Annotated in this window: 10 protein-coding genes and 2 pseudogenes; 8 read left to right on the top strand and 4 right to left on the bottom strand. The window is 65.0% G+C overall.

The window, feature by feature from the left end:
- The 5 genes from ftsA to recN form a co-directional block, all read left to right on the top strand.
- On the top strand, positions 1–1,275 hold a 1,275-nt coding region (gene ftsA, locus VKR55_RS22965; protein ID WP_324406901.1), incomplete at its 5' end, for a cell division protein FtsA.
- A gap of 87 nt (positions 1,276–1,362) precedes the next feature.
- Complete coding sequence (gene ftsZ / locus VKR55_RS22960) at positions 1,363–3,168, top strand: cell division protein FtsZ (RefSeq protein ID WP_324406900.1); 1,806 nt, start codon at positions 1,363–1,365, stop codon at positions 3,166–3,168.
- Positions 3,169–3,523: 355 nt separating this feature from the next.
- Positions 3,524–4,483 (top strand): UDP-3-O-acyl-N-acetylglucosamine deacetylase, encoded by a 960-nt coding sequence (gene lpxC, locus VKR55_RS22955; protein WP_324406899.1) that lies wholly within the window; start codon positions 3,524–3,526, stop codon positions 4,481–4,483.
- A gap of 277 nt (positions 4,484–4,760) precedes the next feature.
- The gene (locus tag VKR55_RS22950) at positions 4,761–5,648 is read left to right on the top strand and encodes an outer membrane protein assembly factor BamD (RefSeq protein WP_324406897.1); all 888 of its coding nucleotides are present in this window, start codon (positions 4,761–4,763) and stop codon (positions 5,646–5,648) included.
- A 13-nt stretch (positions 5,649–5,661) separates the two neighbouring features.
- A complete protein-coding gene (gene recN / locus VKR55_RS22945) occupies positions 5,662–7,332 on the top strand; it encodes a DNA repair protein RecN (protein WP_324406895.1) in 1,671 nt (556 codons plus the stop codon).
- Positions 7,333–7,414: 82 nt separating this feature from the next.
- On the opposite strand, the pseudogene VKR55_RS22940 reads toward recN, so the two are convergent.
- Positions 7,415–7,703: pseudogene (locus VKR55_RS22940) on the bottom strand (GIY-YIG nuclease family protein).
- Positions 7,704–7,827: 124 nt separating this feature from the next.
- Here VKR55_RS22940 and ligA point away from each other — a divergent pair.
- Positions 7,828–9,981: an NAD-dependent DNA ligase LigA gene (ligA, locus tag VKR55_RS22935; RefSeq protein WP_324406891.1), complete on the top strand. Its 2,154-nt coding sequence runs from the start codon at positions 7,828–7,830 to the stop codon at positions 9,979–9,981.
- 130 nt (positions 9,982–10,111) lie between these two features.
- Here ligA and VKR55_RS22930 read toward each other — a convergent pair.
- Positions 10,112–10,361: pseudogene (locus VKR55_RS22930) on the bottom strand (Bcr/CflA family drug resistance efflux transporter); the annotation flags it as partial.
- A gap of 108 nt (positions 10,362–10,469) precedes the next feature.
- Entirely contained in the window at positions 10,470–12,293 is a 1,824-nt protein-coding gene (locus tag VKR55_RS22925) for an aminopeptidase P family protein (protein WP_324406890.1), read from the bottom strand.
- 188 nt (positions 12,294–12,481) lie between these two features.
- Here VKR55_RS22925 and VKR55_RS22920 point away from each other — a divergent pair, with 188 nt between their 5' ends.
- On the top strand, positions 12,482–12,658 hold the full coding sequence (locus tag VKR55_RS22920; RefSeq protein WP_324406888.1) for a hypothetical protein: 177 nt from the start codon (positions 12,482–12,484) through the stop codon (positions 12,656–12,658).
- A gap of 92 nt (positions 12,659–12,750) precedes the next feature.
- Here VKR55_RS22920 and VKR55_RS22915 read toward each other — a convergent pair whose 3' ends face one another.
- Positions 12,751–13,650, bottom strand: coding sequence for a 50S ribosomal protein L11 methyltransferase (locus tag VKR55_RS22915; RefSeq protein ID WP_324406887.1), 900 nt, complete (start codon positions 13,648–13,650; stop codon positions 12,751–12,753).
- Positions 13,651–14,007: 357 nt separating this feature from the next.
- Between VKR55_RS22915 and VKR55_RS22910 the strand changes: the two genes are divergently transcribed.
- A partial coding sequence (locus VKR55_RS22910) for a Flp family type IVb pilin (protein ID WP_324406903.1) occupies positions 14,008–14,171 on the top strand: 164 nt, incomplete at its 3' end.

Here is a 14,171-nt window from a genome sequence, read left to right as displayed (position 1 = left end):
GGCAAGCGCACCGCGCTGGTCGCTTCACTCGATATCGGCACCAGCAAGATCGCCTGCATGATTGCGCGGCTGAAGCCGTGCCCGCCGAGCGAGACGCTGCGCGGGCGCACCCATGCGGCCGAGTTGATCGGCTACAGCCAGATCCAGTCGCGCGGCGTGAAGGCCGGCGCGGTGGTCGATCTTGGCGAATGCGAGCAGGCGGTGCGCCAGGCAGTTGCGCTCGCCGAGCGCATGGCCAAGGTCCGCGTCGAGTCGGTTTTGCTCTCGGTCTCCGGCGGCCGCCTGCAGGGCCAGTTGATTGAAGCTGCCGCCGACATCCGTGGCAATACGGTAACGCCTGCCGACATCAGCCGTGTTACCTCTACCGGCATGCATCACGCGACCGGAATAGGCCGCACGGTCGTGCATGCGCTGCCGGTCGGCTATGCCATCGACGGCGTCAAGGGCATCCGCGACCCGCGCGGCATGGTGGCCCGGCAATTCGGCGTCGACATGCACGTCGTCACGGCGGACGCAACCGTCGCCCGAAACCTGATGCTGGTGGTCGAACGCTGCCACCTCAATGTCGAGGCCATGGCCGCGAGCCCCTATGTGGCCGGCCTTTCCGTGTTGACCGACGACGAAGCCGATCTCGGCGCCGCCGTGGTCGAGATGGGGGCGGGGACCACCACGATTGCGATCTATTCGGGCGGCCGCTTCGTGCATGCCTCCGGCTTCGCGGTCGGCGGCCAGCACGTCACCATGGACCTTGCGCGCGGACTGTCGGCATGCATTGCGGATGCCGAGCGAATCAAGACGTTATATGGCACCGTACTGACCGGTGGGTCCGACGCGAGAGAGTTGATGTCCGTGCCAGCGGCGGGCGACAACGACAGGGATGTTCCACAGATCGTGTCACGCGCCACGATCGCAAACATCGTCAAGCACCGCGTCGAGGAGATTTTTGAAATGGTCCGCGACCGGCTTAAGGATTCCCCCTTCGCGGCGGAGCCCAAGGCACGGGTCGTGTTGAGCGGCGGCGCCTCGCAACTGACAGGCATTCCCGAGCTCGCCACCCGGATCCTCAACCGGCCGGTGCGCGTCGGCCGGCCGCTCGGCTTCGGCCGATTGCCGAACGAGGCGAAGACCGCGTCCTTTGCCGCACCCACCGGGCTGCTGGTCTACCCGCAATACGCGCACCTTGAACACACCGAACCGCGGCCCACGCGGCAGCTCAAGACGGGGACCGGCGGCTATTTCGGAAAGGTCGGACGATGGCTCAGGGAGGGCTTCTGATGACCATTTCACAAATCTTGCGAATTTCTCCAACTCCCGCGGCCGAGGGCCGGGGCGAACCCACGCGCGCGTGAACGAGAGGCAACCATGGCACTCACTATTACCCCCCCTGACATTCACGAGTTGAAGCCCCGGATCACCGTCTTCGGCGTCGGTGGCGCGGGCGGCAATGCCGTCAACAACATGATCACCGCTGGACTCCAGGGGGTCGATTTCGTCGTCGCCAACACCGACGCGCAGGCGCTGACGATGTCGAAAGCGCAGCGCATCATCCAGATGGGCACGCAGGTGACCCAGGGCCTCGGCGCCGGCTCGCAGCCGGATGTGGGCGCTGCCGCCGCGCAGGAAGTGATCGACGAGATCCGCGACCATCTCTCCGGCGCCAACATGGTGTTCGTCACCGCCGGTATGGGCGGCGGCACCGGCACCGGCGCCGCACCGGTGATCGCCAAGGCCGCGCGCGAGATCGGCATCCTCACCGTGGGCGTGGTGACCAAGCCGTTCCACTTCGAGGGCCAGCGCCGCATGCGCACGGCGGAAGCCGGCATCGCCGAATTGCACAAGGTGGTCGACACGCTCCTGATCATCCCGAATCAGAACCTGTTCCGGGTCGCCAACGAGAAGACCACCTTCGCCGACGCCTTCGCGATGGCCGACCAGGTGCTCTATTCGGGCGTTGCCTGCATCACCGACCTGATGGTCAAGGAAGGCCTGATCAACCTCGACTTTGCCGACGTCCGCGCCGTCATGCGCGAGATGGGCAAGGCGATGATGGGAACCGGCGAGGCCTCCGGCGACAAGCGTGCGCTGACGGCGGCGGAAGCGGCGATCGCCAATCCGCTGATCGATGATTCGTCGATGAAGGGCGCCCGTGGTCTTCTGATCTCGATCACCGGCGGCAAGGACCTCACTCTGTTCGAGGTCGATGAAGCCGCAACCCGCATCCGCGAGGAGGTCGATCAGGACGCCAATATCATCGTCGGCGCCACTTTCGATGAGGCGCTGGATGGCCTGATTCGCGTCTCCGTTGTCGCCACCGGCATCGAGCAGGCGCAGATCATGCGGAACTCGGCTCCGGCAGCGGCGCCTTCGGCACCCGTGGCGGCCCCGAGTGGAGCTCCGGAGAATCGCCTTGCCGACCTCACCGCGCGGCTTCGCGCCGACAATGCCCGGCTTGCCGAGCGCGCCGCCAAGCTCGAAGCGACCCCGGTCGCGGCTCCGGCCGCCGCCGCATCGCCACAGCGCGGCTCGAGCAATGTCGAGCGCGCGGCGCTGGCCGCGATTGCCGCGGCTGTCGCGCCAGAGGTCCCGCCTGCGCCGGCGCAGCAGGTCTATGGCGACGTCACGGTGCGCCCCATTGCGCAAAAGCCGTCGCTGTTCCCCGACCACGACGTGGCGCGCGCGGAGCCGGCCGAAGAGCCGATGACGCCCGAAACGTTCATTCCGCAGGCGGCCGAGCGCCTGGCGGGTCGCTCGCCGCGGATGCCGAAGTTCGAGGACCTGCCGATGCCGGCCCAGGCCGAGATTCGCCAGGCGCGGGGCGAACAAGCTCGTGGCGAATCGGAGGAGGAGCACCCGCAGAAGAGCCGGCTTTCGCTGTTGCAGCGCCTTGCCAATGTCGGTCTCGGCCGGCGCGATGAGGAAACCGAGCCGCCGATCGCGGCCCGCGCTTCTAGTCCGGCGATGCCGGCGATGCCGCCGCTGCCGGAGCGCAAGCCCTCGAAGCGGACGGTTCAGGAGCAGATCGCGGCTAACGAGCCGGTATCAGAATACGCTCGTCGTCCTGCGCCGCAGGGTCTGGACGGCCATGGGCGTCCCGCACCTGTTGCCGCGGCGCCACAGGGAGACGATCATCTTGATATCCCCGCTTTCCTACGGCGGCAGGCCACCTGAGAATTGTTACAATCGTGGCAGCGAAAGGGGCCCCGGCAAAGCGTTGCCGGGGCCTTTGCTTTTATTCCTCCGCCTCTATCGCGGATGCAGCAAGCAACTGATTTTAAATCATGAATTATGAATTGCCTGATTGGATGGCGCGGCTGAATTCGGGGCGAGCGGAGCCGGAATTTGGTTAACCTTTGGCGCGAATGCGGCACAGATGGGGTAACAATCGGTAAAGAACCGTGAGTTGGCGCTGTTTGAGGCAAAGTTTATGGTTGCTGCGACTTGGGGATACCTAGAGCGAGATTCGGTCAGGGCTCACGGGCTGGTGAGCCGGTCTGGCTTTGGGTAGGTAGTGGGCGGTCGTCGCATGAAATTCAGCCGGCAAACAACGCTTCGTTCGCAAGCCACGGTATGCGGTATCGGCGTACATTCCGGTTCTCCTGTTAGTCTCACGATCGGGCCTGCATCCGTGGATGCGGGTCTTATTTTTGTGCGGACTGGTCTTGAGGGCGGAGAGCGCGAGGTGCAGGCCACTGCACGGTCCGTGATTGCTACCGAATTCGCAACCGTGCTCGGGGATAGCGAAGGTCCACTGGTTTCCACCGTCGAGCATGTCCTCGCTGCGCTGCGGGGCATGGGCGTCGACAACGCCACCATTGAAATCGATGGCCCCGAAGCGCCGATCATGGACGGCAGCGCGGCGGCCTTTGTCGCCGCGATCGATCAGGCCGGCGTTGTCAGCCAGTCGGCGCCGCGCCGCTATATCCAGGTGCTGAAGCCGGTTCAGGTCGCGGTCGGCGATTGCTTCGGCGAACTGCGCCCGTACGCGTCGGGCTTCCGCGCCGAGGCTGAAATCGACTTTGCCAACCCGGTGATTGGCCGCCAGACTTATGCGCTGGAACTGAACCCGGAGGGGTTCCGCCGCGAGGTCGCTCGCGCCCGCACCTTCGGCTTCATGAACGACACCGCGCGGCTCTGGCGCGCGGGATTTGCGCTTGGCGCGTCCTTCGAGAACTCGGTCGTGTTCGATGAGGAGCGGCTGCTGAACCCCGAAGGCCTGCGCTTCGCCGACGAATGTGTCCGCCACAAGGTGCTCGACGCGGTTGGTGATCTCGCGCTCGCCGGCCTGCCACTGCTTGGCGCCTATCGCTCGGTCCGTGGCGGCCACAAGCTCAACCACGCCGTCCTGACCGCGCTGCTCGCCGACCGTACTGCCTGGCGCGAAGTGGAAGCCGAAACGGCGCGCCGTCCCCGCGTGCAGGCCGAGACCGGCCGCGGCGTCGTCGGTGGGCGGATTGCCGCAGCCTTCGGTCCGGACGTGTCCTAAGGCAGTCTTTGGGCCGATTCCCGCTCAACCTGGGCCGGTCGTCATCTTTGGTAACCACGTTGGCTGCAGGTCCGGACGGACCGCCTTAATCCGGGCGAAATGCCTGCCTATGCGGTTGGTTAACGAGGAATTTTTAGATAGACAGGGCCTTGGTCGCACGGCAGACGCCATGGCCAAGTGAATATATGCGTCATGAGCGAACTTGTGGCGCAAACAACGGGTACCGCACGAAGCGCATAATACGAAGCGCATCAGGGGCGTCAGGTTCTAGAGGGTCATGTCGGTACAGCGTGGAATGCGCGGATTTCACAAAACGGTGGCGCAGCGGCTGCGGCTCGCCGTATCGCTGATTCTGCTTGCGCTGCCCTTGAGCGGCTGCGGCACCGGCGCGCTGTGGGACAAGTTCTTCGCCAAGGACCCGGATTCCTTCCCCGACGAGCCTGCGGACAAGCTCTACAATGAGGGCTTGTACCTGATGAACGAGAAAAAGGATGACAAGGCGGCCGAGAAGAAGTTCGAGGCAGTCGACCGCGAACATCCTTATTCCGATTGGGCGCGCAAATCGCTTCTGATGTCGGCCTATGCGTCCTACCAACAGGGCGACTATGACAACTGCATCGGCTCTGCCACGCGCTACGTCACTCTGCACCCGGGCAGCCCCGACGCGGCCTATGCGCAATATCTGATCGCGGCTTCGCAATACGACCAGATCCCCGACATCTCCCGCGACCAGGGGAGGACCGAGAAAGCGATGGCCGCGCTGCAAGAGGTGGTGCGCAAATATCCGACCTCGGAATACGCCATCAGCGCCAAGGCGAAGCTCGAGGGCGCGCGCGACCAGCTCGCCGGCAAGGAAATGGCGATCGGTCGCTACTATCTGCAGAAGAAGGACTACATCGCGGCCATCAACCGCTTCAAGACCGTGGTCACGCGATACCAGACCACGCGCGAGGTCGAGGAAGCCCTCGAGCGGCTGACCGAAGCCTATATGGCGATGGGCATTGTCGGCGAAGCGCAGACCGCGGCCGCCGTGCTCGGGCATAATTTTCCCGACAGCCGCTGGTACAAGGACGCGTATAATCTTGTAAAATCCGGCGGTCTCGAACCGAGCGAGAATCAGGGGTCCTGGATCAGCCGGGCCTTCAAGAAGGTTGGTCTCGGCTAGGAACTGGGTTTCCATGCTGGCGCGTCTGTCGATCCGCGACATCGTCCTGATCGAACGCCTCGACATCGAATTTTCGAAGGGGTTGGCGGTGCTCACCGGTGAAACCGGTGCGGGCAAATCCATACTGCTCGACGCTTTTGCGTTGGCGCTCGGTGGCCGCGGCGATGCGGGCTTGGTGCGTCACGGCGCCGAGCAGGGGCAGGTCACCGCCATGTTCGATGTGCCGAAGGGCCATCCCGCGACCAGACTTCTTTCCGACAACGGCCTGGAGGACACCGGCGAGATGATCCTGCGCCGCGTGCAGCTCGCCGACGGCCGTACCCGCGCCTTCATCAACGACCAGGCGATCTCGGTGCAGACGCTGAAGGCGGTCGGCTCCGCCCTGGTCGAAATCCACGGCCAGCATGACGAGCGCGCGCTGGTCGATGCCGCGACCCACCGCCGCCTGCTCGATGCCTTCGCGGGGCTCGAGAAGGACGTCGCGGCGCTGGAGAAGCTCTGGGATGCGCGGCGGATCGCTAATGCGGCGCTGCAGGAGCATCGCGCCGGCATGGAACGCGCCGCGCGCGAGGCCGACTATCTGCGCCACGCGTCGGATGAGTTGAAGGTGCTGGCGCCGCAGGACGGCGAAGAGACCGCGCTTGCGGGCCGCCGCACGGTGATGATGCAGGGCGAGAAGATCGCGGCGGACCTGCGCGAAGCGCAGGATGCCGTCAGCGGCGATCATTCGCCGGTCGCGGCATTGTCGGCGGCGGTGCGGCGCCTGGAGCGACGCGCGGCGAATTCGCCGGCTCTGGTCGAGCCCGCGGTGAAAGCGATCGATAGCGCGATCAATGCGCTGGAAGAGGCGGACCAGCATCTTGCTGCCGCGCTCGCGGCGGCCGATTTCGATCCGCTGGAGCTTGAGCGCATCGAGGAGCGGCTGTTTGCGCTGCGGGCTGCTTCCCGCAAATACAACACGCCGGTCGATGGGCTCGCTGCACTCGCCGCGAAATATGCCGCCGATGTGGCGCTGATCGATGCCGGCGCCGAGCAATTGAAGAAGCTCGAGCAGGCCGCGGGTGAGGCCGACCAGCGCTACAGCGCGGCCGCAAAGAAACTCTCGCTTGCCCGCGAAAAATCCGCCGAGAGGCTCGACAAGGCGGTCAATGCCGAGCTCGCGCCGCTGAAGCTCGAGCGCGCGGCCTTCACCACCCAGCTTGAAAGCGATCCCGGTTCGCCGGGCCCGCAGGGCTTTGACCGCGTCGAGTTCTGGGTACAGACCAATCCCGGGACGAGGCCGGGCCCGTTGATGAAGGTCGCCTCCGGCGGCGAGCTGTCGCGCTTCCTGCTGGCGCTCAAGGTCGTGCTGGCCGATCGCGGCTCGGCGCCGACGCTGGTGTTCGACGAAATCGATACCGGGGTGGGCGGCGCGGTCGCCGATGCCATCGGCTCGCGGCTGTCGCGCCTCGCCTCCAGGGTGCAGGTGATGGCAGTGACGCATGCGCCGCAGGTTGCCGCCCGCGCCAACCAGCATTTGCTGATCTCCAAGGACGCGCTCGACAAGGGCAAGCGTGTCGCCACCCGCGTCAACGCGCTCGCCGCCGATCACCGCCGCGAGGAGATCGCGCGCATGCTCGCCGGCGCCGAGATCACCGCGGAAGCGAGAGCCGCCGCGGAACGGCTCCTGAAGGCCGCCTCCTAGCCGTCATTCCGGGGCGCGCGAAGCGCGAACCCGGAATCTCGAGATTCCGGGTTCGGCCCTGGCGGACCGCCCCGGAATGATATTAGCTGCAGATGGACTCGTACAAATCGAGCCACTGCGGGTTCTGAGCCTCGATCAGCTGAACCTTCCAGCTCCGCTTCCACTTTTTGAGTTCTTTCTCTCGCGTGATGGCGGAGATAGGATCGTCGTAGGTTTCGAACCAAACGAGCTGTGTGATGTTGTATTTGGACGTGAAGCTGGAAACAGCCTTTGTCCGGTGTTCGTAGACGCGGCGCACGAGATCGTTGGTTATCCCGATATCGATTGCTCCATCTCGCCGGCTTGCTAGAATATAAACCATAGTACGCCATGAGCCTCTACCCCCACCGCACTGTCAGTCCGGGGGTGCGCGAAGCGCGAACCCTGCATCTCGAGATTCCGGGTCCGGTCCTTCGGACTGTCCCGGAATGACGGAAAACTATAACGCGAATTGCCATGGCAAGAGCAGCAACGACAAAGGCCAAAACGCTTCCAGACGTCGCCGACCTCACCAAGGCGCAGGCCAAGGTCGAGCATACGCGCCTTGCGCTGGAGCTCGAGGGGCATGACAGGCGCTATTACCAGGACGACGCGCCGTCGGTCACCGATGCCGACTATGATGCGCTGCGCCAGCGCTTCAACGCGATCGAGAAGCGCTTTCCCGAATTCGTCTCTGCCGAGTCGCCGTCGCAGAAGGTCGGCGCCGCGCCATCGGGCCGCTTCAAAAAAGTCCGGCACGCATTGCCGATGCTTTCGCTCGACAACGCCTTCGCCGAAGCGGACGTGCTCGACTTTGTCGGCCGCATCGCGCGCTTCCTGAAGCTCTCCGACGACAAGATCGATTTCTCCGCCGAACCCAAGATCGACGGGTTGTCGATGTCACTGCGCTATGAGGGTGGTGAGCTGATCACGGCGGCGACGCGCGGCGACGGCGCCGAAGGCGAGGACGTCACCGCCAACATCCGCACGCTCGAGGATGTGCCGCAAAAGCTCAAAGGGCGCAACATCCCCGACATCTGCGAGGTGCGCGGCGAGGTCTACATGACCAAGACGGGCTTCCTGGCGCTGAATGAGCGGCAGAAGGCGGCCGGCGAGCAGACCTTCGTCAATCCGCGCAATTCGGCAGCGGGCTCGCTGCGCCAGAAGGACCCTTCCATCACTGCCTCGCGGCCGCTCGGCTTTTTCGCCTATGCCTGGGGCGAGATGAGCGCGATGCCGGAAGCGACGCAGACCGGCATGATCCACTGGTTCGAGCGTTGCGGCTTCAAGACCAATCCGCTGACCAGGCTTTGTCATTCGGTGGAGCAGCTCGTCGTCTTCCACCGCAGAATCGAGGAGCAGCGCGCCGAGCTCGACTACGATATCGACGGCGTCGTCTACAAGGTCGACCGCATCGACTGGCAGGAACGGCTCGGCTTCGTCTCGCGCACGCCGCGCTGGGCGATCGCGCACAAATTCCCCGCCGAGCGCGCCATGACGGTGCTGCGCGACATCGAGATCCAGGTCGGCCGCACCGGCTCGTTCACCCCAGTCGGCAAGCTCGAGCCGGTCGGTGTCGGCGGCGTCATCGTCCAGAACGTGACGCTGCACAACGAGGATTACATCAAGGGCGTCGGCAACAAGGGCGAGGTGCTGCGCGAGGGCCGCGACATCCGGATCGGCGATACGGTCGTGGTTCAGCGCGCCGGCGACGTGATCCCGCAGGTGGTCGATGTCGTCATCGACAAGCGGCCGAAGGGTGCGAAAGAGTTTCACTTCCCGAAGAAATGCCCGTGCCCGCTGCACACCGACGTGGTGCGCGAGGAGACGGCGACCGGCGAGGAAGGCTCGCGCGCGCGCTGCAGCGGCGAGTTCGCCTGTCCGTTCCAGAAGATCGAGCATCTGAAGCTGTTCGTGTCGCGGCGCGCCTTCGACATCGACGGTCTCGGCGAGAAGCAGCTTCAGTATTTCTTCGACGAGGAGTGGGTGAGGGAGCCGGCCGACATCTTCACCCTGCAAAGGCGCAACAACAAATTGAAGCTCGAGGAGATCGAAGGTTACGGCGAGACCTCCGTGCGCAATCTCTTCGGCTCGATCGAGGCGCGCCGCAACATCGCGCTGGAGCGCTTCATCTACGCGCTCGGCATGCGCCATGTCGGCGAGACCACGGCGCTGGCGCTGGCGCGTGGCTATGGCTCCTGGCAGGCGTTCCACGATGCGGGGCTCAAGGTCGCCAAGGGCGACGAGGAGGCGATCGCGGAGATGGATGCGCTGGATCAGATCGGCGACACGGTGATCCAGAGCGTCGCCGCCTATTTCGGCGAGAGCCATAACCGCGGCATCGTCGAGCGGCTGACCAAGGAAGTCACCATCCTCGATGCCGCGAAGCCGAAGAGCAATTCGGCCATCGCCGGCAAGACCGTGGTGTTCACGGGCTCACTGGAAAAGATGACGCGCGACGAGGCCAAGGCCATGGCCGAGCGTCTCGGCGGCAAGGCGGCCGGCTCGGTGTCGAAGAAGACGGATTATGTCGTCGCGGGTCCCGGCGCCGGCTCGAAGCTCGCCGAAGCGCAGAAGCACGGCGTGACCGTGCTGACGGAAGATGAGTGGCTGAAGCTGGTGGGGGGATAGCTCCGCCGTCATTGCGAGCCAACGGGTCCGCGCGAACGCGCGGCCCGATGACAAGCTCCGCGAAGCAATCCAGAGTAGCTCCGCGGAGACGGTCTGGATTGCTTCGTCGCTTCGCTCCTCGCAATGACGGTCACAGCATCCCGCTCTCTTCCTCTTCCGCCTGTTCAATCAGCTCCTCGCTGAGAATGACCTCTCGCCGCGGCACGAGGAAGATCATGGACGCGGCGCAGAGCAGCGAAATCGCTGCGATCGGAAGCGGTGCCGGCGGCTTCGGGGCGGACGCTGATCGCGCCGGCCGCGGAGTTCGCCATCACGAAGGCGTTGCCGACCATTACGATCATCTGCGCGCCGAACAGCCAGAGTGGCGCCTGGTTCACCCCCGCAAGGCCTACGCGGCTGTTATAATAACGGACAGGGGATGCAACTCAGTTCGTCATTCCGGGATACGTGCGAAGCACGCAGGCCCGGAACGACGACGGAGGAGGGGATCACACCGGCGCGGTCGCGGCGTCGAGCCAGCGCTGGTCGGCGTCGTCGAGCTGCGCGCGCACGATCTCACGCACATGGGCATGATAATGGTTGAGCCAGTCGCGTTCCGCAGCGCTCAGCATCGAAACATCGATCAAACGCCGGTCGATCGGTGCGAAGGTCAGCGTCTCGAAGGCATTCATCGGCTTTTCCGCGCCGGCCACCTCCGCCGCCGTCACCAGCTCGAGATTCTCGATGCGGATGCCAAAACCGTCGGTCTTGTAATAGCCGGGCTCGTTGGAGAGGATCATGCCGCGCTTGAGCGGCGCCGTTCCGAGCCTTGAAATCCGCGCGGGCCCCTCATGCACGGAGAGATAGCTGCCGACGCCGTGCCCCGTGCCGTGCTCGAAATCGATGCCGGCCTGCCACAAAAATTGCCGCGCCAGCGTGTCGAGCTGCGCGCCCGTGGTGCCGTCGGGAAACACTGCGCACGCGATCGCGATGTGGCCGCGCAGGACGCGCGTGAAGCGGTCGCGCATCTCGATGGTGGGCGCCCCGACCGCCATGGTGCGGGTGACGTCGGTGGTGCCGTCCTCATATTGCGCGCCGGAATCGATCAGCAAGAGATCGCCCGGCACGATGCGCCGGTTGCTCTTGCGGGTGACACGATAATGCACGATGGCGCCGTTCGGTCCGGTGCCGGCGATGGTCGGGAAGGAGACGTCTTTCAACGCGCCGGTGTCGCGCCGGAACGTCTCCAGCGCCTCCACCGCGTCGATCTCGGTGAGCGTGCCCTTCGGCGCCTCGCGGTCGATCCAGGCGAGAAAGCGCGCCAGCGCCACGGCATCGCGCCGGTGCGCGTTACGCGTGCCCTCGATCTCGGTCGGGTTCTTTACGGCCTTCAACAGCGCGACGGGATCGCTGCCGCGCACCGGCTTGCCGCCGGCCGATGTGATCAGGCGGCTCAGTGCGTCGGCGGCGGTAGCGCCGTCGAGCGCAATCGAGCTGCCGGCCTTGGCCAGCGCGGTGAGCTGCGGCGTCATCTCGCCGGGCTCGCGGACGTCGGCGGATTGCTCGAGATGATCGCGGGTCGCGTTCGAGAGTTTCCGGTGATCGATGAAGACAGTTGGCCGGCCCCCTTTCGGCACGAGTGCATAGGAGAGCGGCAGCGGCGTGTGCGCGACGTCGGCGCCGCGGATGTTGAAGGTCCAGGCTACCGCGTGGCTGTCGGAGAGCACCAGCGCGTCAGCGCCCAGCTTTGCAAGCTCGTCGCGGATGCGCCCAAGCTTGGCGACCTCCGCTTCGCCTGAAAATCGTGGGCCGTGGACGGACACCGGCGCGATCGGCGGCGGCGGCCGTTCGGTCCAGATCGAATCGACGGGGTTGGAGTCGACAGCGACCAGCTCGGCGCTGGCCTTGGCGCAGGCTTGGGCCAGCCGTTCGGCCGCGGCAGACGTATGCAGCCAGGGATCGAAGCCGAGCCGGTCGCCGGCCTTCAGATGCGCGGTGATCCAGCTCTCCGGTGGCGGCTCGACCAGCGACTCGATCGTCCAGGCCTTGCCGTCGACCTGCTTTGCGGCTTGCAGGGTATAGCGGCCATCGACGAACACCGCCGCCTCCTGGGCCAGGACCACGGCAAGGCCCGCCGAGCCGGTAAAGCCGGTCAGCCAGGCCAGCCGCTCCTCGGACGGCGCGACATATTCGTTCTGCTGCTGGTCGGCCCGCGGCACCACAAAGCCTGTCAGCTTGCGGCGCCCCAGCTCCTCGCGAAGGGCCGACAGCCGCGCCGACAGCGCGACGCCGCCTTCGGGCTCCTCAAAAGTCTGGAAACGGGCTTCGAACATCATCCGTTACTTTAGGAGGGCGCAAGTTAACCGGCAATGTGATGAAATTGACGAAAATCCGCGCGAAGCGAAGAATCCGCTTGCAATCATGTGGATGGAGCGATTTGCTGTCATGCAGCGTTCATCCAACGAGATGGCGTAGGGGAAGCTTCCAGGAGTGTCTCAACTCGACGGCGAGGGGATTCACTATGCCTGCCTTTAGCTTTGAGAAGATTTCGCCCCCGGTACGCCGCGTCTCCAAGACGCCGGCCGAAAAGAAGCAGCGTGGCGTGATCGTCCAGCTCCTGGATCGACTTGTCGAGCGCCGCGGCAAGCGCAGCCGGAAAAGCGATCAGAGCGTTCCCGCCGAGCCGAAGCCCAAATAACGCGCATAACCAGCCTCAATCGTCCGCGATCTCCGCGCTTCTCGCCACGGTCGCCCCGACGACCGGGTTGCAGTCGCCGCATGTTCGCGCTGTCATTCAACCGCACGCAACAAGAGGCTACTCCAGCCTTCTATTTTGAGATGCAGCACCGGCACCAGGCCGCGCGCGCGGTAGGCGGCGATCACGGCTGGCGCCTGATGGTTCAACAGCCCCGACAGAATGACATGCGCCCCGCGTGCCAGATGCCGCGACATCGGGCCCGCGAGCTGCCGCAGCGGATTGGCCAGGATATTCGCCAGCACCAGGTCGAACGGGCCGTTGGCTGCAAAGTCCGGTGCCGCGAAGCCGGTGGCGCGCACCGCATGCACGCGGTCGCCCACGCCATTGAGGTGCGCATTCTCGCGCGCGACCATGACCGAGGGCGCGTCGATGTCGCTCGCTAATATGCCCCGGTGCAGCGCCTTGGCGGCGGCGATCGCGAGCACGCCGGTGCCGGTGCCGAGGTCGAGCACGCGGTTCGGCACGTGCGCTTTCAGCACATGATCAAGCAGGAGCAGGCAGCCGCGCGTGGTGCCGTGGTGGCCGGTGCCGAACGCCAGCGCCGCCTCGATCTCGATGCCGAGCTTGTTTTGGGGTACGCGGGCGCGGTCATGCGCGCCGTGCACGACAAAGCGCCCCGCCGGGACCGGCACGAGGTCTTCGAGGCTGGCCTTCACCCAATCCTTGGCCTCGATGGTGTCGAAGGCGAGCGTGCGGGCCGCGTCCTCGCTCGCTGCATTGGCGACGAGCCGGCGCACCAGCGTCTGATCCGGCGCATCGGCAAAATGCACGGTCACGTCCCAGCGGCCGTCAGGCCGCTCGAACGCGGCAACCGCGGCCTCGCCCTCGAAGAAGATCTCGGTGAGCACATCGACGACGCGCCTCGCCGCACGTTCGTCGCCGATCGCAAGGCTCGCGCGGTGGGTGGCGGGGGTGAGGGTCGAGGTATTCACGGGCTATCAACAGGGAGGGGGCAGGAGTCTTCCAGCGGGGTGAATACGAGACATACCGCGATTTCTCACCGGAACGATCCCGAATTTTTCGCACGCTGTCCCACCCATTCTCCACAGAGCCGGCGCCGCCTTTTGGCGGCGGCTCGAAGGCACTTCTCCATCATCTTCCCACAGGCTTTTCAACGACTTGCACACATCCCGGAAAGCATTGCTGCGCGAGCTTTCGCGCAAATTTGAGGATTAATCGCGCTGCAATTTACGCAAAAATTGCAGGGTTCCGATTTACGCAACCTTAGATCATAGCCCGTACACATACGGGGCCGGCACGTCCGGCCCAAAGACGAAGTGGAGGCGGAGTTGAAGCATCACATTCTCAAGTTCTTTTCCGACGAGTCCGGGGCGACCGCCATCGAATACGGCTTGATCGCGGCGGGCATCTCGCTTGCGATCATCGCGGTCGTGAACGGCCTTGGTACAACCCTGAATACCAATTTCACGTCGATCTCGAGCTCCTTGAAGTA

The organism is Bradyrhizobium sp., from assembly GCF_035309285.1.
Lineage (GTDB): Bacteria > Pseudomonadota > Alphaproteobacteria > Rhizobiales > Xanthobacteraceae > Bradyrhizobium.
This window is presented reverse-complemented; position numbering and strand designations above follow the sequence as displayed.